Raw genomic sequence first — 23,728 nt, 5'->3', positions numbered from 1 at the left:
ATCATGATGAAGCGCGTGCGCACGACCCTCGCGGCCGCGTCGCTGGCGCTGCTGGCCGCCTGCGGAGAACCCGCGCCGCCGGCCACGTCGCCGCCGCAACCGCCACTCGAGACCCTGGAAGTGGGCGCCGCCGGCGCACCGGCCGGGCGCGACTGGGACGGCGTGGTGGAGGCGGTGCAGCAGGCCGATCTCGCCGCGCAGACCGCCGGCCGGGTGACGCGGGTAGAGGTCGACGTGGACGACCGCGTCCGCGCCGGCCAGGTCCTGGTGCGCCTGACCGCGGTCGAGCAGCAGGCCGGGGCCAACAGCGCGCGTGCGCAGCTGCGCGCCGCCGAGGCGGCGGCCGCGGAAGCGGAGGCGAACTACCGCCGCTACGCCTCCCTGGCCGGCGACCAGTACGTGTCGCGCGCGCAGGTGGACCAGGCTCGCGCGGCGCGCGACAGCGCCGTGGCGGCGCGCGACGCCGCCCGCGCGCAGCTCGCGCAGGCCGCGCAACAGGCCGACTACACGGTCGTGCGCGCGCCCTTCGACGGCATCGTCGGCGCGCGCCGGGTGGAGCCGGGCGAGGCCGTTGCCCCGGGCCAGCCGCTGCTGTCGCTGCATGCGCCCGGCGCGCTGCGCATCGAAGTGCAGGTCCCGCAGTCCGAGGCCGGGGCGATCCGCGCGGCGGGCCGGGCCCGCATTGCGCTCGCCGATGGCCGCACGCTGCAGGCGGAGGAGCTGGTCGTGTACCCGTCCGCCGATCCGCTCACCCACAGCGTGGGCGTGCGCGTGGGGCTGCCGGACGTCGCGCCCGCGCCATTGCCCGGCAGCACCGCCAAGGTGCTGTTCCCCATCGCCGCGGGCGACGCCGCCGTCATCACCATCCCGACCAGCGCGGTCGTGCAGCGCGGCGAGCTGAGCGGCGCATACGTGGTCGAAGGGGAGCGGGTGGTGTTGCGCCAGCTTCGCCTGGGCGCACGGGCGGGCGGCCGGGTCGAGGTGCTGGCGGGCCTGCGCGCCGGCGAGACCATTGCCGCCGACCCGGTCGCCGCCGTGCAGGTGCTGGCCGCGCGGCGCGCCACCGCGGGGGCGGCCGATGAGTGACTCACCGCGCCCGGGCCTGGCAGGACGCCTGGCCGCCGCGTTCCAGGCCAACCCGCTGACTCCGATCCTGGCCTTGCTCGGGTTGCTGCTCGGCCTGGTCGCCGTGCTGGTGACCCCGCGCGAGGAAGAGCCGCAGATCGACGTCACCATGGCCAACGTGATCGTGCCGTTCCAGGGCGCGAGCGCGCGCGACGTCGAGCAGCTGGTCGCCACGCCGCTGGAGCAGAAGCTCTCCGAGATCGAAGGCATCAAGCACGTCTACTCCGTCAGCCGTCCCGGCGTCGCGGTGCTGACCGTCGAGTACGAGGTCGGCATCGAGCGCCAGCCGGCGATCGTGCGCCTGTACAACCAGGTGTTCTCCAACCAGGACTGGCTGCCCGCGGGCGTCGGCGTGGGCCAGCCGCTGGTCAAGCCCAGGGGCATCGATGACGTGCCGGTGATGGCGGTGACGTTGTGGACGGACGATCCGCAACGCGACGCCACCGGACTGGTCGAGGTCGCGCACGCGCTGGAAACCGAGTTCAAGCGCGTGCCCGGCACCCGCGACGTGTACACCATCGGCGCGCCCGACCGGGTGGTGTCGGTGACGCTCGACCCGGCGAAGCTGGCCGCCCATGGCCTGACCGTGTCCGACCTCGCGGGCGCGCTGCAGGCCGCGAACGCCGTGCGCAACGTCGGCGAGCGCGTCGGCGGCAATGCCGCGGTGCCGGTGACTGCCGGCAGCTTCCTGGCCGGCGCGGAGGACGTGTCCGGCCTGGTCGTCGGGCTGGCGGGCGGCAAGCCGCTGCGCCTGTCCGACGTGGCGACGATCCGCGCCGGCGGCGACATCGCCACGCGCTATGCCTGGCACGGCGCGCCGCCGGGCCGCGCGGGCCCGGAAGCAGGGCTCGCGCCGGCGGTGACCATCGCGATCGCCAAGAAGCCGGGCAGCAATGCCGCCGACATCACCGGCGCGATCACCAGGCGCCTGGACACGCTGCGCGGCCAGCTGATCCCGGAGGGCGTGCACGCCACGGTGACCCGCGACTACGGCCGGACAGCGACCGACAAGGCGCTCAAGCTGATCCAGAAGCTGGTGTTCGCCACCGGCTCGGTGGTGCTGCTGGTGCTGTTCGCGCTCGGCTGGCGCGAGGCCATCGTGGTCGGCAGCGCCGTGGTGCTGACGCTGGCGATGACGTTGTTCGCTTCGTGGGCGATGGGCTTCACCCTCAACCGGGTCTCGCTGTTCGCGCTGATCTTCTCGATCGGCATCCTGGTGGACGACGCGATCGTCGTGGTCGAGAACATCCACCGGCACATGGCGCTCGGCGGGAAGTCGCTGCGCGAGGCGATCCCGCCGGCGGTGCAGGAGGTCGGCGCCCCGACCATCCTGGCGACCTTCACCGTGATCGCGGCGCTGATGCCGATGGCCTTCGTCTCCGGGTTGATGGGACCGTACATGCGCCCGATCCCGATCAACGCCTCGGTCGGCATGCTGCTGTCGCTGGCGATCGCGCTGGTCGTGACCCCATGGCTGTCGCTGAAGCTGCTGGCGCGGCACGGCGGCGGCGATGGCGATGGCGGCGCGACGCACCCCGCGGCGGCCCCGGCCGCGGGCCGCCTGCACCGGCTGTTCGCACGCGTGATGCGGCCCTTCCTGGATGCCGAGCGCGGCGCCCGCCGCCGCTGGTGGCTGTTCGGCGGGATGGCGGCGCTGGTGGCGCTGGCGGCATCGCTGGCGGTGTTCCAGCTGGTGGTGCTGAAGATGCTCCCGTTCGACAACAAGTCCGAACTGCAGGTCGTGGTCGACCTGCCGGAAGGACGCACGCTGGAAGACACCAACGCGCTGCTGGTCGAGCTCGCCGCCGCCGTGGACGAGGTGCCCGAGGTGCTCGACTACCAGGGCTATGCCGGCACCGCCGCGCCGATCAACTTCAACGGCCTGGTGCGGCAGTACTTCCTGCGCAGCGGCGGCAACGTCGGCGACTTGCAGGTGAACCTGGTCGACAAGCACCGGCGCGAGCGCCAGAGCCACGACATCGCGCGCGCGCTGCGTCCCGTGCTGGCGGCGATCGGTCGCTCGCACGGGGCCTCGGTCAAGGTAGTCGAGGTACCGCCGGGTCCGCCGGTGCTGGCCCCGCTGGTGGCCGAGGTGTACGGCCCCGACTACGGGCGCAGCCGGGAACTGGCGAAAGCACTGGAGCAGCGCTTCCTGGCCACCGAAGGCGTGGTCGACGTCGACACCAGCGTGGAAAGCGACGCGCCGCGGGAAACGATCGTCGTGGATCGCGTCCGCGCCGCACGGCTCGGGGTGCCGCAGGCGGCGATCGCCGACGCCTTGTCGGCGGCCGTGGCCGGGCTGGACGCGACCTTCGTCCACGACGGCACGTCGAAGTACCCGCGCCCGGTGCGCCTGCGCCTGCCGGCCGGCGAGCAGGCCAGCCTGCAAAGGCTGCTCGCGCTCGAGGTGCGCGGCGGCGAGGGCCAGCTGGTGCCGTTGTCCGAGCTGGTCGAGGTGCGTCGCGATGCCTGGGACGGCGCGATCCACCACAAGGACCTGCTGCCGGTGGCCTATGTCACCGGCGACGAGGCCGGTCGCCTCGACAGCCCGCTGTACGGCATGTTCGACCTGGTCGGGCAGTTGCGCGATGACACCGTGGACGGCGTGCGACTGGGGCAATCCTTCATCGGCCAGCCCGCCGACACCAGCCGCTTCGCGGTGAAGTGGGACGGCGAATGGCAGATCACCTACGAGACGTTCCGCGACATGGGCATCGCCTACGCCGCAGGCATGGTGCTGATCTACCTGCTCGTGGTCGCGCAGTTCCGCAGCTACCTGGTGCCGCTGGTGATCATGGCGCCGATTCCGCTGACGGTCATCGGGGTGATGCCCGGGCACGCGCTGCTGGGCGCGCAGTTCACCGCCACCAGCATGATCGGCATGATCGCGCTGGCCGGCATCATCGTGCGCAACTCGATCCTGCTGGTGGATTTCATCAACCAGGAGACCGCGCGCGGGGTGCCGCTCGCCGAGGCCACGGTCGATGCCTGCGCGGTGCGCGCCAAGCCGATCGTGCTGACAGGGCTGGCAGCGATGCTGGGCGCGTTCTTCATCCTCGACGACCCGATCTTCAACGGCCTGGCGGTGTCGCTGGTGTTCGGCATCCTCGTCAGCACCGTGCTCACGCTGGTCGTGATCCCCTTGCTGTACTACACGCTGCTGCGCAGGCAGCCTCCGGAGGTGACGGCATGACCGACGTCCGCGACCCGCTGCTGGTCGCCTGCCCGCACTGCCACGCCCTCAACCGCGTGCCCGCGGCGCGCCTGGCCGAAGCCCCGTCCTGCGGGCAGTGCCACGGGCGGCTGTTCGAGGCGCGGCCGGTCGCGCTCGGCGTGGACACGTTCGAGATCCACGCCAGCCGCGGCGAGCTGCCGTTGCTGGTGGACTTCTGGGCGCCGTGGTGCGGGCCTTGCCGCGCGATGGCGCCGCAGTTCGAGCAGGCCGCGGCGGAACTGGAACCGCGGGTCAGGCTCGCCAAGGTGGACACCCAGTCGGAACCGGTGCTGGCCCAGCGTTTCGCGATCCGCAGCATCCCGACGCTGGTGCTGTTCCACCGCGGCCGCGAACTGGCGCGCCAGGCAGGCGCGATGGGCGCGACCGACATCGTGCGCTGGACGCGCGCCGCGATGGACGCCGGCCGATGACGGCCGCGCGCATCACGGTGGTCGGGTCCGGGTTCGCCGGAGTGACCGCGTTGCGCACGTTGCGCGCGCAGGACCGCGACGCCGAGCTGACCCTGGTCGCGCCGGCGGCCGAGCTGCACTACCTGCCGGGCGCCATCTGGCTGCCGTCGGGGAAGCGCACCCGCGACGACCTCGTCGTTCCGCTGGGTGGGTTCCTGCGCCGCGAGCGCATCGCCTTCCACGCCGCGCACGCCACCGGCCTGTCGGCCGATGGCCGGGTGTTGCACACCGACGCCGGCGACGTCGCCAACGACGGCCTGGTGATCGCCACCGGCGCCCGCTTCCTGCGCAAGCTGCCCGGCATCGAGCACGCCATCGTTCCCTGCGAGGGCGTGGCCGCCGGCGAGGCCATCCGCGACCGGCTGGAGGCGCTGGAGGGCGGTACGCTGTGCTTCGGCTTCGGATCCAACCCGGACGAGCCGATCGCGATGCGCGGCGGGCCGGTGTTCGAGTTCGCGTTCGGCACCGAGACGCTGCTGCGCCGACAGCGCCGGCGCGACCGCTTCCGCCTGGTGTTCTTCAGTCCCTCCGAGCGCCCCGGGCAGCGGATGGGGGAGCGCGCCGTCGGCCGGCTGCTGGCGGAAATGCGCCGGCGCGGCATCGACACCGTGCTCGGCGAGAAGCCGCAACGCATCGAGGCCGGCACCGTGCAGCTCGAGCGCACCCGCATCGACAGCGACATGACCCTGTTCATGCCCGGGCTGACCGGCCAGGCGTGGCTGGACCGGACGACGTTGCCGCGCTCGCCCGGCGGCTTCGTCCAGGGCACGGCGGCCTGCCGCGTGCCCGGCGTCGCGCGCACCTACGTCGCCGGTGACGGCGGCAGCTTCCCCGGTCCCGAGTGGATGCCGAAGCAGGCGCACCAGGCCGACCTGCAGGCGGCGGTCGCCGCCCGCAACCTGGTGCGGGAGCTGCGCAACCAGCCCGCGGACGAGGCCTTCCGCAGCGAGCTGGTCTGCATCGTCGACACCCTGGAGCGGGGGATGCTGGTGGTCCGGCGCGGCTCGCGCGCGCTGGCGCTGCCGTCCTCGCGGCTGGCGCACTGGGCCAAGGGCGCGTTCGAGAAGCGCTACTTGCGGCGGTTGCGCTGATCTGATCCGGCCCCGACTGCGAGGGGTCATGCGGGACCTCCTTGACACTGGCGTTTACAGGTGTAATCTCCGATCCATGTCGGTTTACAGGTGTAAACGATGCGGATCACGGAAGCCGAATCGGAAGTGATGCAGGTGCTGTGGCAACGCCACCCGCTGGACGCGGAGGAGGTGGCCGCGGCGCTCGCCGACACCCGCGACTGGCAGGAAGCCACGGTCAAGACGCTGCTCAACCGCCTGCTCCGGAAGGGGGCGATCCGCGCCGAGCGCGATGGCCGCCGCTATCGCTACAGCCCGGTGCTGCAGCGCGAGGCGTGGTTGCTGGGCGAAAGCCAGGGCCTGCTCGAGCGCCTGTTCGACGGGCGCGTCGCGCCGCTGGTCTCGCACTTCAGCCGCCACCGCAAGCTCAGCCGCAAGGACATCGCGGAACTGCGCAAGCTGCTCGAGGAGATCGACGATGGCCAGCCTTGAGACCCTGCTGGAGGCGACGCTCGCCTCGAGTGCCGCGATCGTGCTCGTGCTGCTGCTGCGTCGGCCGCTGCGCGGCGCCTTCGGCGCGCGGGTGGCCTACGGCGCCTGGGCCTTGGTGCCGGCTTCGCTGGTCGCGGTGCTGGTTCCCGCGGCGGAAGGCACGGGCGCCGGCGCGACATTCATCGTCGGCCTTCCCGCGGCCCTGCCAGGCTTGGCGCCGCGGTCGCTTGGCGGCACGTTCGACCCGCGACTCCTGCTCGGCGCCTGCTGGCTTGCGGGCATGGCGGGCTGTGCCGCCTGGATGGTCGCGCGGCAGCTGCGCTTCCGCCGCAGTCTCGGGCGCCTGCTGCAGCGGCCGGGCGGCGTGCACGAAGCCGAGCACGACGTGGAAGGCCTCCCGGCAACGCTGGGACTGTGGCCGCCGCAGGTGGTGGTGCCGCCCGCATTCGAAGGCCGCCACGACCGCCGGCAGCGCGACCTGATGCTCGAGCACGAACGCGCGCACGTGCGCCGTCGCGATCCTTGGGCGAACGCCGCCGCGGCGGCCCTGCGTTGCCTGTTCTGGTTCAACCCGCTGCTGCAGCTGGCGGTCCCGCGTTTCCGCCAGGACCAGGAACTCGCCTGCGACGCGACCGTGCTGGGCCTGCACCCCGGCGCCCGCCGCTGTTACGGCGAGGCGTTGCTCAACGCGCAACTCCACGGCCCGGGCACACCGCTGGGCTGCCACTTCGGCTTCGGCCATCCGCTCAGGGAGAGAATCGCCATGCTCAGGGAACAGTTGCCATCCACTTCGCGCCGCGCGGCCGGCACCTTGCTGGTCTCGGTGCTGGCGCTCGGCGTCGGGTTTGCCGCATGGGCGGCGCAACCGCAGGACGCGGCCGATCCGCAGGTGGCCCCGCCTGCAACCGGCGACGCCGTGAGCCCCAGGACCCCGCCGCCCAGGTATCCGGCCTACGCCCTCGAGAACGGTATCGAAGGCCGGGTCGTGCTGATCGTGGACGTCGCGGCCGACGGCAGCGTGACGAACGCGGTGGTGGAGCGGTCCGAACCCGCCGGCGTGTTCGACGCGGAGGCCCTCGCGGCTGCGCGCCAGTGGAAATTCAATCCGGCCATGAAGGACGGCGAGCCGGTCGCCGGCCAGGTTCGCGTCCCGATCGACTTCAGGCAGGACGACTGACGCGCCGCACGCAGGTTGCGGATCAGCCGAGGCCGTCGGCGTCGCCCTCGACCCGGAGCGGCGTGCGCAGGTAGCGCCTGCCGCCCGCTTCCGCCGGCGGCAGGCGGCCGCCGCGGATGTTGACCTGCAATGCGGGGTAAAGCAGCTGCGGCGCCGGCAGCCCGGCGTCGCGCGCCCGGCGCGCGGCAACGAAGGCCTCCTCCGGGGTGTCGGCGGCGAGCATGCGGTTGTCGCGCGCGCTCTCGGCCACGCTGACGCTGGCGCGGCGCTCGCGCCCCGCGGGCGGATAGTCGTGGCACAGCCACAGCAGTGTGTCGCCGGGCAGGGAGTGCAGTCGGTGGATGGAGCGGTACAGCGCCTGGCAGTCGCCACCCGGGAAATCGCAGCGGGCGGTGCCGATGTCCGGCGCGAACAGGGTGTCGCCGACGAACACGTTGTCGCCGATCCGGTAGCCGAGGCTGTCGGCGGTATGGCCGGGCAGCGCCATCACCTCGATGCGAAGCGCGCCAGCCTGCAGGACATCGCCGTCGCCCAGCAGCGTGTCGAAGGCGTCGTGGAGGGCGGCATCGCCAGGATCCCAGCCGAACAGCGGGGCGAAATGCGCCTGCACGGAACGGATGCCGCTCCCGATCGCAACCGGCGCGCCCGTGCGGATGCGCAGGAAGGCGGCGGCGCTCAGGTGGTCCGCGTGCGCGTGGGTCTCGAGCACATGGCGCAGGCGCAACCCCTGCTGCGAGAGGTACTCGAGCAGGACACGTGCGCTGTCGGTCCCGATGCGGCCCGAGGCTGCGTCGAAATCCAGCACCGGGTCGACCACCACGGCGTCGCCGCCCGCATGCGCCACGTGGCTCCAGGTGCCGGTGGGTGCGTGGAAGAAGGACTGGACGGCGAGTGCCACGTCGGCGGGCCTAGCGGCCGAGGTCGGCCTCGAGCACCTGCGCCAGCCGCCAGGCCGCCTGGCGCACGCGCTGCTCGGCCAGCGGGCGGAAGTGGTCGAGGTAGGCGTCGTCCATCTTGTGCCCGGCCGGATAGATGCCGCGCGCCTCGATCAGGCGGCACGACTCGGTGGCCCAGGCCTCGGGGCCGGTGCCCGGGCCGTCGGCGGGCATCGGTGGCCAGGGCAGGGCATCCAGGCGATCGGCGTACTGCCGCAGCGACAGGCCTTCGGTACCCAGAATGTAGTAGTCCCACACCGAATGCAGGTTGGTGCCCATCACGCCGTCGACGTAGTGCCTGCGCGCGTACGCCTCCGGCTCCAGGTCGGTGCGCAGGCTGACCTGGTAGCGGTTGCCCCCTAGGTCGTCGTGGTTGTTGGCGTGCATCGGCTGGTGCACGTCGCCGATGAAGTGGACGATGAACTTGAGCGCGTCGCGGCGCGCCTCCAGCGGCTGGTCGCGGTCGGCCAGGATCGCGCGCTGGCGTTCGATGGCGCCGATCACGCAGTTGCCGTCGGGGCAGTCGCGCCCGGCGACGTATTCGCAGTGCTTGCCGGGCGGCGTGTTCACGTAGTGCCAGGTCGAGGTCGCCTTGAAGCGGTCCGGGTCGAGGTCGCGCAGGCGGTCGGCCCAGGCGGCGACGCCGGCCAGCGTCGGCTCGGGCTCGCCGGCGAGCAGGCGCTCGACCTCCGCGTTCACCGCGGGATCCAGGTGGCGCTGGGCGAGCTCGCCGACCAGCTGGTGGCCGAGCACGCTCCAGGCCAGCGCGGGAGCGGCGGCGGAAAGCGCGAAAAGGGTGAACAGGAAGGCTGCAGCTCGGCGCATGGCGGTTTCCGGTGGTGGGGGCGGGCCTCGTCGACGGGTTAAAATACCCGGATTCGGTCGCGCCGGCCGCGACCGTCTCCATTCACTTCTCTTTCCGGGAGTCCAGCGACATGGCGATCAGGGTGGGCATCAACGGCTTCGGCCGCATCGGGCGCAACGTGCTGCGCGCGGCGGTGCAGAACTTCGGCAATGACATCGAGGTCGTCGCCATCAACGACCTGCTGGAGCCGGACTACCTGGCCTACATGCTGCGCTACGACTCGGTCCACGGCCGCTTCCAGGGCGAGGTGGCGGTGGACGGCGGCGACCTGCTGGTCAACGGCAAGCGCATCCGCCTGACCCAGGAGCGCGACCCGGCCAACCTGAAGTGGGGCGACGTGAACGTGGACGTCGTGATCGAATCCACCGGCCTGTTCCTGAGCAAGGACGCCGCGCAGAAGCACCTCGACGCGGGCGCGAAGAAGGTGGTGCTGTCGGCGCCGTCCAAGGACGACACCCCGATGTTCGTGTTCGGCGTCAACCACGACAAGTACAAGGGCGAGAAGATCGTCTCCAACGCCTCGTGCACCACCAACTCGCTGGCGCCGCTGGCCAAGGTGATCCACGACAAGTGGGGCATCAAGCGCGGCCTGATGACCACCGTCCACGCCGCCACCGCGACCCAGAAGACCGTGGACGGCCCGTCCAACAAGGACTGGCGCGGCGGCCGCGGCATCCTCGAGAACATCATCCCGTCGAGCACCGGCGCCGCCAAGGCGGTGGGCAAGGTGATCCCGGAGCTCAACGGCAAGCTCACCGGCATGTCGTTCCGCGTCCCGACCTCCGATGTCTCGGTGGTGGACCTGACCGTGGAACTGGAGAAGCCGGCGACCTACGAGGAGATCTGCGCCGAGATGAAGCGCCAGGCCGAAGGCCCGATGAAGGGCATCATCGGCTACACCGAGGACAAGGTGGTGGCCACCGACTTCCGCGGCGACGCGCGCACCTCGATCTTCGACGCCGAGGCCGGCATCCAGCTCGACCCGACCTTCGTCAAGCTGGTGAGCTGGTACGACAACGAGTGGGGCTACTCCAACAAGGTGCTGGAGCTGGTCCGCGTCGTCGGCGCCTAGCGCTCCAGCAGCTTCAGCTTGTCCGGGACGCCGTCCCACTCGGCGGCGTCGTCGGGTGCCGGGATCTTCCTGTCGATCACCGGCCACAGCGGTGCCAGTTCGGCATTGAGGGCCAGGAACTGTTCCTGGCCCGCCGGGACGTCGTCCTCGGGGAAGATCGCCCCCACCGGACACTCGGCGACGCACAGGGTGCAGTCGATGCAGCTCTCCGGGTCGATGACCAGGAAGTTGGGGCCTTCGTGGAAGCAGTCCACCGGGCACACCTCGACGCAGTCGGTGTGCTTGCACTTGATGCAGTTCTCGGTGACGACGTGGGTCATGGCGACGCGTGGCCCGGGGCCTTCCACGATGGCGCGCCGTGCGCGGCGGCGCCATGACATGGGTCAAGCCGGGCCGTGCCCGCATGGGCGATAATGCACGCATGCGTGCCCCGCTCGAACGCAATGCGCTGCCCGATGCCGACGCCATCGCGCGGCTGGTGGATGCCTTCTACGACAAGGTCCGGGCCGATCCGGTGATCGGGCCGATCTTCAACCAGGCCGTGCACGACTGGCCGGAGCACAAGCGCCTGCTGACCTCGTTCTGGTGCTCGGTGGTGCTGCGCGCGCAAACCTACCGCGGCAACCCGATGCAGGCGCACCGGCCATGGCCGATCGAGGCGCGCCATTTCGACCACTGGCTCGCGCTGTGGAAGCGGACCGCCGGGGAACTGCTGCCGGAGGCGGAGGCCGCGACGATGGTGGCGTATGCCGAGCGCATCGGCCAGAGCCTGCGCTACGGGCTCGGGCTGCAGGGCGGGGCCAGTCCGCTGCGGGTGCCGATCTCCTCGCTCTGAGGGACAATGGCGGCCCCGGGGCCCGGTCGCGGGCCCCGCAAGCCACGGAGTGCCATGTCCATCCTGCGAATGACCGACCTCGACCTCGCCGGCAAGCGCGTGCTGGTGCGCGAGGACCTCAACGTGCCCATCGACGACCAGGGCCGGATCACCTCGGAACTGCGTATCGAGGCCGCCTTGCCGACGCTGCGGCGCGCGCTGGGGCAGGGCGCGGCGGTGATGGTGATGTCGCACCTGGGACGGCCGAAGGAAGGGCAGTGGAGCGAGGCCGACTCGCTGGCCCCGGTGGCGAAGCGCCTGGGCGAGCTGCTCGGGCAGGAGGTGCCGCTGGTGCGCGACTACCTCGACGGCGTCGAGGTCGCGCCAGGGCAGCTCGTGCTGCTCGAGAACTGCCGCATGAACGTCGGCGAGAAGGCCGACGACGCGGCGCTCGCCGCGAAGTACGCGGCCCTGTGCGACGTGTTCGTGATGGACGCCTTCGGCACCGCGCACCGCGCGCAGGCCTCCACGCATGGCGTGATCCGCGCGGCGGAAGTCGCCTGCGGCGGCCCGCTGCTGATGGCCGAGCTAGACGCCCTGGCCAAGGCGCTGGACGCGCCGGCGCGCCCGCTGCTGGCGATCGTCGCCGGCTCCAAGGTCAGCACCAAGCTCGAACTGCTGTCCTCGCTGGTCGGCAAGGTGGACCAGCTCATCGTCGGCGGCGGCATCGCCAACACCTTCCTCGCCGCCGAGGGCCACCCGGTCGGGAAGTCGCTGATGGAAGCCGACCTGGTGGACACCGCGCGCGCCATCCTGCAGCAGGCGAAGTCCCGCGGCGCCGAGATCCCGATGCCCACCGACGTCGTGGTCGCGCCGCGTTTCGCCGCCGACGCGCCGGCGACGGTGAAGGCGGTGGAGGCGGTCGGCGACGGCGACATGATCCTCGACATCGGTCCGGACACCGCGCGGCGCTACGCCGCGATCGCCGGCGAGGCCGGCACGGTGGTCTGGAACGGGCCGGTCGGCGTGTTCGAGTTCGACGCGTTCGGCAACGGAACCGAAGTGCTGGCGCGCGCCATCGCCGCGTCGGACGCGTTCTCGATCGCCGGCGGCGGCGACACCCTGGCCGCGGTGGACAAGTACGGCATCGCCGGCGGGATCTCCTACATCTCGACCGGCGGCGGCGCGTTCCTCGAGTTCCTCGAAGGCAAGGAGCTGCCCGCGGTCTCGGCGCTCAAGGCGAGGTCGCGGTGAGCGACCACCGGCGCCGGACGCGGATCGTCGCTACGCTCGGTCCCGCCACCGATGCGCCGGGCATGCTGGAGTCGCTGCTGCGGGCCGGCGTGGACGTGGTCCGGCTCAACTTCTCGCACGGGGATCCGGAATCGCAGGTCGCGCGCGCGGATGCGGTGCGCGCCGCGGCGTCCGCGGTCGGGGTCGAGGTCGGCATCCTCGCCGACCTGCCCGGGCCCAAGCTGCGCATCGAGCGCTTCGCCGAGGGCCGGGTGCAGCTGCGCGCGGGCCAGCGCTTCGACCTCGTGGCCAGTGCCGACGCCCCGCCCGGGGATGCCAGCCAGGTCGGCGTCAGCTACCTCGGGCTGCCACGGGATGTTGGCCGCGGCGACATCCTGCTGCTCGACGACGGCCTGGTGCAGCTCCGGGTCGAGCAGGTCGAGGGCGAGCGCATCGCCACCACGGTGCTGCACGACGGCGTGCTCTCCGACCGCAAGGGCCTGAACCGCCACGGGGGCGGCCTGTCGCTCGGCGCGCTGACCGAGGACGACCGGGCGCTGATCGGGGTCGCCGCGCGCCTCGGCGCGGACTTCATCGCGGTCTCGTTCTGCCGCAACGCGGCCGACATGATGGAAGCGCGCGACATCGCCCGCAGCCACGGCAGCGACGCCAGCCTGTGCGCCAAGATCGAACGGGCCGAGGCGATCGCCAACCTGCGCGAGGTGATCCAGGCCAGCGACGCGGTGATGGTCGCGCGCGGCGACCTCGCGGTGGAGATCGGCGACGCCGAGCTGCCGGGCCTGCAGAAGAAGATCATTCGCGAGTCGCTGGCCTGCAGCAAGGTGGTGATCACCGCCACCCAGATGCTGCAGTCCATGGTGGACAGCCCGATGCCGACCCGCGCCGAGGTGCTGGACGTGGCCAACGCGGTGATCGACGGCACCGATGCGGTGATGCTGTCGCAGGAGACCGCCGCCGGGCACTTCCCCTTGAAGGCGGTCGAGGCGATGGCGCGCATCTGCATCGGTGCCGAGAAGCAGTTCGAGATGGACACCGACTTCGAGAAGGCGCAGCGCGACCTGCAGCGCGCCGACCAGGCGATCGCGATGGCCGCGATGTTCCTGTCCGAGCACATCGGCGTGCGCGCGATCGTGGCCATGACGGAGTCCGGCGGCACGCCGCGCTACCTGTCGCGGTTCCGCGCCAGCGTGCCGATCTACGGGCTGTCCCGGCACCCGGGCGCTCGCCGTCGCATGGCGCTGATGCGCGACGTGTTCCCGGTGGCCTTCGACAGCCGCGGGCTGGCGACCCGCGAGGCGGCGCGGGAAGCAGTCCGCGTGCTGTACGAGCAGGGGTTCCTGGCCGAGGGCGACCGCATCATCTTCACCAGCGGCGACCACATGGAGCAGCACGGGGCCACCAACACCCTGCGATTGTTAAAGGTCGGTTCAGCCGGGCAGGCGGAAGGTCTGGGTGTCATCTGAATGGCGACGCCTGGGAGGGCAGCATGGGGAAGCATTGGAAGTTGGTCGCATTGGTTGCAGGGAGCGCGATGCTCGGCGCGGTGTCCGCGAGCGACACGTTCCCCGGCAAGGACACCGTGGTCGCCAGCGAAGGCCGCATCGGCGACCGCTGGATGCTCGCGGAGGGAGCCACGCTCGCCACCCCGGCCTATCCGGCGCACCTGGCTGGCCGCGGCGACGATGTCTGCGTGGCGCTTGGCTATCGCATCCTCCCCGACGGAAGCACCACCGACTTCGCCGTGCTGAAGCAGTGGACCAGCGCGGGCGAGGGGCAGCAGGACGACTATTGGCGTGCCTTCGCCGAGGCCGGTGCGGACGCGCTGTCCCAGTGGCGCTTCCAGCCGCGCCCGGGGGTCGTCGCGCGCTCGACGTACACCGTCGCGACGCTCGCGTTCTCCGCCGCCTCCGGCCAGGCCACGAACACGCGGGCGCATTGCGAGGTCGGCGACCTCGCGGCGTTCCTGCAGCAGACGTCCTCCAGGGCCTACATGGCGTCGCGCGAACGCCGCGACGCGGAACGCCTGCTGCGGGGCAGCCAGAGGCCCGCCATGGTCGAGAACCCGGGCCGGCCCCGGAACAGCAGCCAACCCTGAGGAGACGCGTGTGAAGAACGCATGGATCGCGGTCGCTGGACTGGCCCTGCTGGCGGCCGGTGCCAACGCCCAGCAACGGGAACGGGTGGCCAACGAGGGCACCATCGGCGACAAGTGGATGCTGGAGGACGGCACGACGCTCGCCACCCCCGTCTATCCGGCCACCCAGGCCAGCCGCGGGGACAATGTCTGCGTCGCGCTCGGGTACCGGATCGAGCCGGACGGCAGCACCGCCCATTTCCGCGTGTTGCAGCAGTGGAGCAGTGCGGGTAGCCGGCAGACCGATCCCGCCTACTGGGAAGCGTTCGCGCGCGCGGCCGCCGACGCGGTGGCGCAGTGGCGCTTCCAGCCGCGCGCCGATGCCGGCACCCCCGTGCCCACGGTGACCGTGGCGACCCTGACCTTCAATGGCGACCCGACCGCTGCATCGGCCGACATCGGCGGCAACTGCCGCATCGTGAACCTCAACGACCGCCTGGCCCAGTTGGGGATCAAGCGCTTCTCCGACCGCAGCATCACGGCCCACGGCGAGTTCCATCGCCGACAGCGGGTCGGCGAGGTGATGCAGGCCGACGCCGCGGCCCACCGCCAGCGCCGTCCCTAGGCCAAAACCTCCGCGATATCGGCGATAATCCGCAGTCCACCCGGACTGCGGATGACCATGAGCATCGAACAACTCGCCGACACCGCCCGCGCCATGGTCGCGCCGGGCAAGGGCATCATCGCCATCGACGAATCCACCGGCACCATCGCCAAGCGCTTCGCCGGCGTGGGCGTGGAGAACACCGAGGAGAACCGCCGCGCCTACCGCGAGATGCTGCTGACCACGCCCGGCCTGGGCGAGCACATCTCCGGCGCGATCCTGTTCGACGAGACCCTGCGCCAGTCGACCAGGGACGGCGTGCCGTTCGCGAAGGTGATGCAGGACGCCGGCGTCATCCCCGGCATCAAGGTCGACAAGGGCACCCATCCGCTGGCCGGGTTCCCGGGCGAGGTGGTCACCGAGGGCCTGGACGGCCTGCGCGACCGGCTGAAGGAGTACTACGGCCTCGGCGCGCGTTTCGCCAAGTGGCGCGCGGTGATCAACATCGGCGAGGACATCCCGTCGGGCACCTGCATCGAGGCCAACAGCCATGCGCTGGCCCGCTATGCCGCGCTGTGCCAGGAGCAGGGCCTGGTGCCGATGGTCGAGCCGGAAGTGCTGATGGACGGCAGCCATGACATCGAGACCTGCTTCGAGGTCACCGAGGTGGTGCTGCGCTCGCTGTTCGACGCGCTGTTCAACCAGGGCGTGATGCTCGAGGGCACGATCCTCAAGGCGTCCATGGTGCTGCCGGGCAAGGACTGCGAGGAGCAGGCCAGCGTCGAGGAAGTGGCCGAATCCACCCTCATGTGCCTGAAGTCGGCGGTCCCGGCGATCCTGCCGGGCATCGTGTTCCTGTCCGGCGGACAGTCCGACGAGGACGCCACCGCGCACCTGGACGCGATGAACCGCATGGGCCCGAACCCGTGGCCGCTCAGCTTCAGCTACGGCCGCGCGATGCAGTCCGCGGCGCTGAAGATCTGGGCCGGCAACCCTGCGGCCAACGTCGCCGACGCCCAGGCCATGGTGTTCGAGCGCGCGCGCGACAACGGCCTCGCCGCGCTGGGCCGCTGGTCGAAGGGCTAGAGCCCGGCGAGCCAGGCGTCGTCCGAACCCTCGGCGACGTCCTCGAACAGGAAGGTGGACAGGTAGCGCTCGCCGGTATCCGGCAGCATCGCCAGGACCACGGAGCCCTGTCCGGCGGACTTCGCCACCTCCAGCGCCGCGGCCACCGTGGCGCCGGAGGAGATCCCGGCGAAGATGCCTTCCTCGCGCGCCAGCCGGCGCGCGGTGTCGCGCGCGACCACGTCGTCCACCGTGACGATGCCGTCCACCACGCCGCGGTCCAGCACCGCGGGCACGAAGTCCGGGGTCCAGCCCTGGATCTTGTGCGGCACGAACTCGCCGCCCGACAGCAGCGCCGCCCCCGCCGGTTCGCAGGCGGTGACTTTCACGCCCGGACGCGCCGCGCGCAGCACCTGGCCCACGCCGCTGAGGGTGCCGCCGGTGCCCCAGCCGCTGACGAAGTGGTCGAGCCGGCGCCCGGCGAAGTCACGCAGGATCTCCGTGGCCGTGGTCTCGCGGTGGTAGGCGGGGTTGGCCGGGTTCTCGAACTGCCGGGCGAGGAACCAGCCGTGCTCCCGCGCCAGCTCCTCCGCCCGGCGCACCATGCCGGTGCCGCGCTCGGCGGCCGGGGTCAGGATCACGCGGGCACCATAGGCGCGCATCAGCTTGCGGCGCTCGATCGAGAAGCTGTCGCTCATCACCGCCACGAACGGATAGCCGCGCGCGGCGCAGACCATCGCCAGCGCGATGCCGGTGTTGCCCGAGGTCGCTTCCACCACCGTGTCGCCGGGTTTCAGGTCCCCGCGCGCCTCGGCATCGAGGATGATCGCCAGCGCCAGCCGGTCCTTGACCGAGCCGCCGGGGTTGAACGCCTCCACCTTGGCGTAGAGCTCCACGCCGCGTGGTGCCATGCGCTGCAGGCGCACGACGGGCGTGCGGCCGATGGTGTCGAGGATGCTGTCGTGGAGCATCGGGTCCTCCGGGGAGTGCGACGGGGGTCACGCCAGCCTGCAGCGTAACGCGCGGGGCCGCCAACGGTTGACTTTCCGGGGGTGGAGAATTGCAGGTCCGATGGCAGGGGTATGTGGCCATCCCCGCGGTTAAACTCGCGTGTTCCCCGCCCAACCGTAGACCGAAGCCCATGTTCCCCCGTCGCGCCTGCCTGCTCACGATCCTGGCCCTGGCCCTCGCCGCCTGCGGTGGCGAAGCCGGCCGCGAGGGCATGGGCGAGGGCGCGGTCACGGTGACCACCACGGTGGTGCGCGAGCAGGCCTTCAACGACACCCTGCAGGCGATCGGCACCGCGCGTGCGCGCGAATCGATCACGGTCACCGCCAAGGTCAGCGAGGTGGTGCGCGAGGTGCACTTCGAAAGCGGCGACCGGGTCGGCAAGGGCGCAGTGCTGGTCACCCTGTCCGGGCAGCAGCAGCAGGCCGCGCTGCGCGAGGCCGAGGCGGCCGCGACCGAGGCCGAGCGCCTGTACCGGCGCCAGCAGGAACTGGCGGGGCAGCAACTGATCGCGCGCTCGCAGCTCGACAGCCAGCGCGCGGCGCGGGACACGGCAAGGGCGCGGGTCGAGCAGGTGCGGGCGCAGCTCGGCGAGCGCGTCATCCGCGCGCCGTTCGCGGGCGTGCTCGGCATCCGCCAGGTCAGCCCCGGTGCGCTGGTTTCGCCGGGGACGCCGATCGCGACCCTGGACGACCTGACCCGCATGTACGTCGACTTCCCCGTGCCCGAAGGCGCGCTGGCGCACGTGGCCCCGGGCCAGACCGTGCGCGGCCGCGTCGGGGCCTGGCCCGACCGGCGCTTCGAAGGCACCGTCGAGACCGTGGATGCGCGCGTCGACCCGTCCACGCGCTCGGTCGTCGTGCGTGCCAGCTTCCCGAACCCCGACCGCCTGCTGCGTCCCGGCATGCTGGTGACGGTGCAGCTCGAGCAGCAGGAGCGGCAGGCGCTGCTGGTGCCGGAGATCGCGATCGTGCAGGTCGGCCAGTCCTCGTTCGCCTGGCGGGTGAAGCAGGACGGTTCGGTGGAGCAGGCGCCGGTGTCGCTGGGGGCGCGCGCCGCCGGCCAGGTCGAGATCCTGCGCGGGCTGGAGGCGGGGGACCGGATCGTGGTCGACGGCACCGGCAAGCTGCGCCCCGGTTCGACCATCGAGGACACCACGACCGGTGGCGGTGACGGCGCCGCGCCGGCCGCGGAGGCCGCAGGGGAGACCGGGCAGTGAAACTCTCGGACGTCTCGATCGAGCGGCCGGTGTTCGCCACCGTGATGAGCCTGCTGCTGATCGTGCTCGGCATCATGGCGTACTCGCGCCTGACCCTGCGCGAGCTGCCGGCGATCGACCCGCCGATCGTGTCGGTGGACGTGAACTACCCCGGCGCCTCGGCCGCGGTGGTCGAGACCCGCGTGACCCAGGTGCTGGAAGACGCGCTGTCCGGCATCGAGGGCATCGAGACCATCCAGTCGCGCAGCCGCAACGGGCGCGCGTCGGTGACCCTGGAATTCACCCTCAACCGCGACATCGAGGCCGCCGCCAACGACGTGCGCGACGCGATCAGCGGCGTCGCCGACCGCATGCCGGACGAGGCCGACCCGCCCGAGGTCGAGAAGGCCGACAGCGATTCGGACACCATCATCTGGCTCAACATGAGCTCGACCACGATGGACACGCTGGAGCTGTCGGACTACGCCGACCGCTACATCGTGGACCGCCTGTCGAGCCTGGACGGCGTCGCCCAGGTGCGCATCGGCGGGCGCCAGCGCTACGCCATGCGTATCTGGCTGGACAGCGCCGCGATGGCCGCGCGCGGCATCACCGCGAACGACATCGAGGCCGCGCTGCGCGCGGAGAACGTGGAGCTGCCGGCGGGCCGGATCGAGTCCGGCACGCGCGACTTCACCCTGCGCGTGGAGCGCAACTACCGCGAGCCGCGCGACTTCGAGATGATCCCGCTGCGCGAGGGCGCCGACGGCTACATCGTGCGCCTGGGCGACGTCGCCGACGTCGAGCTGGCCTCGGCCGAGCGCCGCGCCTACTACCACAGCAACGGCCAGCCCAACATCGGCCTGGGCATCGTCAAGACCTCGACCGCGAACGCGCTCGACGTCACTCGCGCCGCGCGCGCGCAGGCGGCGGAGATCCAGAAGACGCTGCCGGAGGGGATGGAGATCTTCGTCGCCTTCGACGACACGGTGTTCATCGACGCCTCGATCAAGCGCGTCTACTGGACCTTGGCCGAGGCGATCGCGCTGGTGCTGCTGGTGATCTGGCTGTTCCTGGGTAGCTTCCGCGCGGCGATGATCCCGGCGCTGACCGTGCCGGTGTGCTTGCTGGCGGCGTTCATCCCGCTGTACCTGTTCGGCTACTCGATCAACCTGCTGACCCTGCTGGCGCTGGTGCTCTCGATAGGCCTGGTGGTGGACGACGCGATCGTGGTGCTGGAGAACATCCAGCGGCGCGTGGACCTGGGCGAGCCGCGGCTGCTGGCGGCTGTGCGCGGCACCCGCCAGGTGGCGTTCGCGGTGATCGCGACCACCACGGTGCTGGTCGCGGTGTTCCTGCCGGTCGGCTTCATGGAAGGCAACACCGGCCGCCTGTTCCGCGAGCTGTCGGTGGCGCTGGCCGGCGCGGTCGCGTTGTCCGCGTTCGTCGCGCTGACGCTGACGCCGATGATGTCCTCGAAGCTGCTGCGTCCGCACAGCGAGGAGAAGGGCACCCGCTTGCACCGCTGGGTCAACGCCGGGCTGGCACGCATGGCCGACGCCTACAAGCGCGGGCTGCAGCGCACGCTGGGCCGGACCTGGCTGATCGGTGGGCTGATGGTGCTGGCCGGCCTCGCGAGCTGGGGGCTGGTGAAAGTGGTGCCCTCGGAGCTGGCGCCGGCCGAGGACCGCGGCGCGTTCTTCGTGTCCATCGTCGGCCCCGAGGGCGCCGGTTTCGACTACACCGTGGAGCAGGTGCGGGAGGTCGAGAAGATCTTCGCCAGCCGGCTCGGCGAGGGCGGCGCGATCCGCCGCTACAACACCCGCGCGCCCGGCGGCTGGGGCGCGAGCGAGGAGATGCACACCGGCAACGTCATCGTGTTCCTGGAGGACTGGACGCAGCGCGAGCAGACCACCGCCGAGGTCGCCGAGTCGCTGCGGCGCGACCTCGACCGGCTCACCGGCGTGCGCGCGCAGCCGCGCGTGGGCGGCGGCCTGGTCGGCAGCCGCGGCCAGCCGGTGCAGATCGTGCTCGGCGGGCCCGAATACGCCGAGATCGCGGAGTGGCGCGACATCGTGATGCAGCGGATGGAGCAGAACCCGGGCTTCTTCTCGGTGGATTCCGACTACAAGGAGACCCGCCCGCAGATGCGCGTGCACATCGACCGCCAGCGTGCCGCCGACATCGGCGTCAGCGTCACCGACATCGGGCGCGCGCTGGAGACGATGATGGGCGGGCGCCGGGTCACCACCTTCGTGCAGGACGGCGAGGAGTACGACGTGATCGTGCAGGCCGGCCGCGACGGCCGCGCCGCGCCCGCCGACCTCAAGGCGATCCAGGTGCGCGCGCGCAACGGCGAGCTGGTGCCGCTGTCCAACCTGGTCACCCTGAGCGAGCTCGCCGAGGCCGGCAGCCTCAACCGCTTCAACCGCCTGCGCGCGATCACCATCACCGCGGGCCTGGCCCCCGGCTACACCATGGGCGAGGCGCTCGAGTTCCTCAACGGCGTGGTGCGCAGCGAGCTGCCCGAGTACGCGCAGGTGGACTGGAAGGGCGAGTCGCGCGAGTACCAGAAGGCCGGCAGCGCGGTGCTGCTGACCTTCGCGCTGGCGCTGCTGGTGGTGTACCTGGTGCTGGCGGCGCAGTTCGAGAGCTTCATCCACCCGCTGGTGATCATGCTGACGGTGCCGCTGGGCGTGCTCGGCGCGCTGCTCGGCCTGTGGCTGACCGGCAACACGCTCAACCTGTTCTCGCAGATCGGCATCGTCATGCTGGTCGGCCTCGCGGCCAAGAACGGCATCCTGATCGTGGAGTTCGCCAACCAGCTGCGCGATGCCGGGCGCAGCGTGCACGAGGCGATCGTGGAGTCGGCCGGGGTGCGCCTGCGGCCGATCCTGATGACCTCGATCGCGACCATGGTCGGCGCGGTGCCGCTGGTGGTCGCGGGCGGCCCCGGATCGGCCAGCCGCGCCACCATCGGCGTGGTGGTGATCGCCGGTGTCGGCTTCTCGACCCTGCTATCGCTGTTCGTGGTGCCGGCGTTCTACGCGCTGCTGGCGCCGTACACGCGCTCGCCGCACGCGATCGCGCACGAGTTGCGCGAGGCCGAGGCGCGGCTCCGGCCGGTGGACGGCGAGGCGTGAGCGCGGCGCCCGCGGGCTGGCTCGCGGGGCGCTGCGTGACCTGCGGCGGCGCGAGCCGCTTCCTCGCGGTGCCGGCCGCCGACGGATCGCTGCGCGAGTCCCTGCGCTGCGAAGCCTGCGGCTGCATCGCGCGCCAGCGGGCGGTCGCCGGGTTGCTGCTCGATGCGGTCGGCCCCGGCGCGGAGGTCTACCTGACCGAACAGGCCAGCGCGCTGTACCTGGCGCTGCGGCGGCGCCTGCCGCGCCTGCACGGCAGCGAGTGGACCGCCGCTGCGTGGCAGCGACTGCGGATGTCGGCCTGGTTGTGGCGCCACGGCGTGCCGCGACTGGTGCGGCGCGAGGACGTGACCGCGCTGGGTTTCGGCGACGCCGGGCTCGACGCGGTCGCCAGCCTCGACGTGCTCGAGCACGTGTCCGATTACCGGCGCGCGCTGCGCGAGTTCGCGCGCGTGCTGCGCCCGGGCGGACTGCTGCTGCTGTGCGTGCCCTACGACCCGGCGCTGGCCGGCGTGGACACGCTGGCCACCGTGGATGCCGCCGGCACGGTCACCCACCTGCGGCCGCCGGAATACCACGGCGATCCGCTGGGCGGCGGGGTGCTCTGCTTCCACCGCTTCGGCGACGGGCTCCCGGAAGCGGTCGCGGCCGCCGGCTTCGAAGACGTCGAAGCCATGCCGGTGCGGGACGCGGCCGCGGGCCTGCCGCAGCCGGTCTGGGTCATTCGCGCGGTGCGCTCCCGAAGTCTCCCTCCGCCTGCGCCGCCAGGTAGGTGAACACCGCATAGGCGGCGATGTTCTGGCGCAGGGTCGCGGGATCGATCTTGTCGAGGGTGTCGTCCGGCGTGTGGTGCAGGTCGAAGTAGTCGCTGCCGTCGTGGCCGAGCCAGGCCCAGGCCGCGCCGGCGCGTGCGAACGGGCCGATGTCCGACTCCGGGCCGCCCTCGCCGGGGCGCCACTCCACGCCCAGCGGCGCCAGCGCCTCGGCGATCCGCGCGATCGCGTCCTTCGCGTGGTCCGCGACCCCGGCGTCGAAGCCGTAGATGCGGCCGGCGCCGAAATCGCTCTCGGCCATGATCGCGTGCGTCGCGATCTCGCCGGCGTGCTCGCGCGCGTAGGCGAAGCCGCCGTGCAGGCCCTGCTCCTCGTTGGCGAAGGCGACCACGCGGATCGTGCGCGCCGGACGCTCGGGCAGGTCCGCGATCAGCCTGGCCGCGGCCATGGTGATGCCGATGCCGGCGGCGTCGTCGATCGCCCCGGTGCCCTCGTCCCAGGAATCCAGGTGGCCGCCGATCAGCACGACCTCGTCGGGCCGGCTGCTGCCGGTGATCTCGCCGATCACGTTCTGCGAGGTGTATTCGCCGTCCCAGCCGCAATCCAGCGACACGCGTACGCGCGTGCCGGGATCGAGCGCGACCAGGCGCGCGAGCTGGTCGGCGTCCGGGTTGGCGAGGGCGGCGGAGGGAATCGGCTCCAGGCCCTCGGCGAAACGGGTGATGCCGGTATGCCCGAAGCGCTGGTTGCCGGTGCCGGCCGAGCGCATCAGGAAGGCGCTGGCACCGGCGCGGATCGCCGCGGAGGGGCCGGCGCCGCGCAGGCGCGAGGCCGGGCCGTAGCCGTGCCCGTCGCGGGCGCGCTCCATGCGGTAGTCCACGAACGCGATCTTCCCGGCGAGCGAGCCCGGGCGCGCCTGCTCCAGCGAGGCCAGGTCCGGGAAGCGCACCACCACGCCCTCGACGGTGCCGCCCGGGCTGCCGCCCAGGGCGCTGAGCACCAGCGGCTGCGCGTGCCTGCCGAGTACCTCGGCCGACTGGCCGCGGCGCTCCCACTTCGGGAAGGTCACCGGCTCGGTCCAGACCTTGTCGAAGCCGAGCTCCGCGAACTTCGCCTTCGCCCACTCGACCGCGCGGGCGTCGGCCTCGCTGCCTGCCAGGCGCGGCCCGACCTCGGTGGTCAGCGATTCGGTCACCTGCCAGCCCGTGTCGTCGCGCAACGCGGTCGCACGCAGTTCCGCGGCGGTGGCCAGCGCGGCGTCCGAAATTGTGGTGGGCTGTTGCGCGGCCGCCGGCGTGGCAAGGACGAAGGACGCGGCAAGGGCGAACAGCAACGGAGCGAGGCGCATGCAATCCTCCGGCGGGCACGAGGGGAAAGG

Annotated in this window: 21 protein-coding genes; 16 read left to right on the top strand and 5 right to left on the bottom strand. The window is 72.0% G+C overall.

What is annotated here, in order from left to right:
- Positions 1 to 6: 6 nt before the first annotated feature.
- From E4F25_RS05435 to E4F25_RS05410, 6 genes are all read left to right on the top strand, one after another.
- Positions 7 to 1,086, top strand: coding sequence for an efflux RND transporter periplasmic adaptor subunit (locus E4F25_RS05435; protein ID WP_246069769.1), 1,080 nt, complete (start codon positions 7 to 9; stop codon positions 1,084 to 1,086).
- Positions 1,079 to 4,318, top strand: coding sequence for an efflux RND transporter permease subunit (locus E4F25_RS05430; protein WP_140909181.1), 3,240 nt, complete (start codon positions 1,079 to 1,081; stop codon positions 4,316 to 4,318). Before E4F25_RS05435 ends, E4F25_RS05430 begins: the two co-directional genes overlap by 8 nt.
- Entirely contained in the window at positions 4,315 to 4,770 is a 456-nt protein-coding gene (gene trxC, locus E4F25_RS05425) for a thioredoxin TrxC (protein WP_140909180.1), read from the top strand. The genes E4F25_RS05430 and trxC overlap by 4 nt, the downstream gene beginning before the upstream one ends.
- Entirely contained in the window at positions 4,767 to 5,900 is a 1,134-nt protein-coding gene (locus E4F25_RS05420; RefSeq protein WP_140909179.1) for an NAD(P)/FAD-dependent oxidoreductase, read from the top strand. Before trxC ends, E4F25_RS05420 begins: the two co-directional genes overlap by 4 nt.
- 99 nt (positions 5,901 to 5,999) lie before the next feature.
- Positions 6,000 to 6,371, top strand: a complete 372-nt coding sequence (locus E4F25_RS05415) for a BlaI/MecI/CopY family transcriptional regulator (RefSeq protein ID WP_140909178.1) — start codon at positions 6,000 to 6,002, stop codon at positions 6,369 to 6,371.
- The gene (locus E4F25_RS05410) at positions 6,358 to 7,548 is read left to right on the top strand and encodes a TonB family protein (protein WP_140909177.1); all 1,191 of its coding nucleotides are present in this window, start codon (positions 6,358 to 6,360) and stop codon (positions 7,546 to 7,548) included. The genes E4F25_RS05415 and E4F25_RS05410 overlap by 14 nt, the downstream gene beginning before the upstream one ends.
- Positions 7,549 to 7,570: 22 nt before the next feature.
- Here the strand turns inward: E4F25_RS05410 and E4F25_RS05405 are convergent, their stop codons facing one another.
- Complete coding sequence (locus E4F25_RS05405) at positions 7,571 to 8,446, bottom strand: MBL fold metallo-hydrolase (RefSeq protein WP_140909176.1); 876 nt, start codon at positions 8,444 to 8,446, stop codon at positions 7,571 to 7,573.
- A 10-nt stretch (positions 8,447 to 8,456) separates the two neighbouring features.
- Positions 8,457 to 9,308, bottom strand: coding sequence for a S1/P1 nuclease (locus tag E4F25_RS05400; protein WP_140909175.1), 852 nt, complete (start codon positions 9,306 to 9,308; stop codon positions 8,457 to 8,459).
- 110 nt (positions 9,309 to 9,418) lie between these two features.
- On the opposite strand from E4F25_RS05400, the gene gap reads away from it, so the two are divergent.
- The gene (gap, locus tag E4F25_RS05395) at positions 9,419 to 10,420 is read left to right on the top strand and encodes a type I glyceraldehyde-3-phosphate dehydrogenase (RefSeq protein WP_140909174.1); all 1,002 of its coding nucleotides are present in this window, start codon (positions 9,419 to 9,421) and stop codon (positions 10,418 to 10,420) included.
- Here gap and fdxA read toward each other — a convergent pair.
- Positions 10,417 to 10,740: a ferredoxin FdxA gene (fdxA, locus tag E4F25_RS05390; RefSeq protein WP_140910338.1), complete on the bottom strand. Its 324-nt coding sequence runs from the start codon at positions 10,738 to 10,740 to the stop codon at positions 10,417 to 10,419. The two genes, gap and fdxA, sit on opposite strands and share 4 nt — an antisense overlap.
- A gap of 101 nt (positions 10,741 to 10,841) precedes the next feature.
- Between fdxA and E4F25_RS11600 the strand changes: the two genes are divergently transcribed.
- From E4F25_RS11600 to E4F25_RS05360, 6 genes are read left to right on the top strand one after another with little or no spacing between them, the layout of a single operon-like run.
- A complete protein-coding gene (locus E4F25_RS11600) occupies positions 10,842 to 11,255 on the top strand; it encodes a group III truncated hemoglobin (protein WP_140909173.1) in 414 nt (137 codons plus the stop codon).
- Between the two features lie 54 nt (positions 11,256 to 11,309).
- Positions 11,310 to 12,488, top strand: coding sequence for a phosphoglycerate kinase (locus E4F25_RS11595; protein ID WP_140909172.1), 1,179 nt, complete (start codon positions 11,310 to 11,312; stop codon positions 12,486 to 12,488).
- Positions 12,485 to 13,951, top strand: coding sequence for a pyruvate kinase (gene pyk, locus E4F25_RS11590; RefSeq protein ID WP_140909171.1), 1,467 nt, complete (start codon positions 12,485 to 12,487; stop codon positions 13,949 to 13,951). Before E4F25_RS11595 ends, pyk begins: the two co-directional genes overlap by 4 nt.
- Before the next feature lie 23 nt (positions 13,952 to 13,974).
- The gene (locus E4F25_RS05370) at positions 13,975 to 14,583 is read left to right on the top strand and encodes an energy transducer TonB (protein WP_140909170.1); all 609 of its coding nucleotides are present in this window, start codon (positions 13,975 to 13,977) and stop codon (positions 14,581 to 14,583) included.
- Between the two features lie 10 nt (positions 14,584 to 14,593).
- Positions 14,594 to 15,187, top strand: coding sequence for an energy transducer TonB (locus E4F25_RS05365; protein WP_140909169.1), 594 nt, complete (start codon positions 14,594 to 14,596; stop codon positions 15,185 to 15,187).
- A gap of 57 nt (positions 15,188 to 15,244) precedes the next feature.
- Positions 15,245 to 16,252, top strand: coding sequence for a class I fructose-bisphosphate aldolase (locus tag E4F25_RS05360; RefSeq protein WP_140909168.1), 1,008 nt, complete (start codon positions 15,245 to 15,247; stop codon positions 16,250 to 16,252).
- Here the strand turns inward: E4F25_RS05360 and cysK are convergent.
- On the bottom strand, positions 16,249 to 17,202 hold the full coding sequence (gene cysK, locus E4F25_RS05355) for a cysteine synthase A (RefSeq protein ID WP_140909167.1): 954 nt from the start codon (positions 17,200 to 17,202) through the stop codon (positions 16,249 to 16,251). The two genes, E4F25_RS05360 and cysK, sit on opposite strands and share 4 nt — an antisense overlap.
- Positions 17,203 to 17,372: 170 nt before the next feature.
- On the opposite strand from cysK, the gene E4F25_RS05350 reads away from it, so the two are divergent.
- Genes E4F25_RS05350 through E4F25_RS11450 form a run of 3 tightly spaced genes read left to right on the top strand, consistent with a single transcriptional unit; the run spans position 17,373 to position 22,353 of the window.
- Positions 17,373 to 18,458 (top strand): efflux RND transporter periplasmic adaptor subunit, encoded by a 1,086-nt coding sequence (locus tag E4F25_RS05350; protein WP_140909166.1) that lies wholly within the window; start codon positions 17,373 to 17,375, stop codon positions 18,456 to 18,458.
- The gene (locus E4F25_RS05345) at positions 18,455 to 21,580 is read left to right on the top strand and encodes an efflux RND transporter permease subunit (protein WP_140909165.1); all 3,126 of its coding nucleotides are present in this window, start codon (positions 18,455 to 18,457) and stop codon (positions 21,578 to 21,580) included. Before E4F25_RS05350 ends, E4F25_RS05345 begins: the two co-directional genes overlap by 4 nt.
- Entirely contained in the window at positions 21,577 to 22,353 is a 777-nt protein-coding gene (locus E4F25_RS11450; RefSeq protein ID WP_181168210.1) for a methyltransferase domain-containing protein, read from the top strand. Before E4F25_RS05345 ends, E4F25_RS11450 begins: the two co-directional genes overlap by 4 nt.
- Here E4F25_RS11450 and E4F25_RS05335 read toward each other — a convergent pair.
- Positions 22,298 to 23,698 carry a M28 family peptidase gene (locus E4F25_RS05335; protein WP_140909163.1) on the bottom strand — a complete coding sequence of 467 codons (1,401 nt, stop codon included), beginning with the start codon at positions 23,696 to 23,698 and terminating at the stop codon, positions 22,298 to 22,300. The genes E4F25_RS11450 and E4F25_RS05335 overlap by 56 nt on opposite strands.
- Positions 23,699 to 23,728 lie beyond the last annotated feature (30 nt).

It is taken from the genome of Cognatiluteimonas lumbrici (assembly GCF_006476065.1).
GTDB lineage: Bacteria > Pseudomonadota > Gammaproteobacteria > Xanthomonadales > Xanthomonadaceae > Cognatiluteimonas > Cognatiluteimonas lumbrici.
This window is presented reverse-complemented; position numbering and strand designations above follow the sequence as displayed.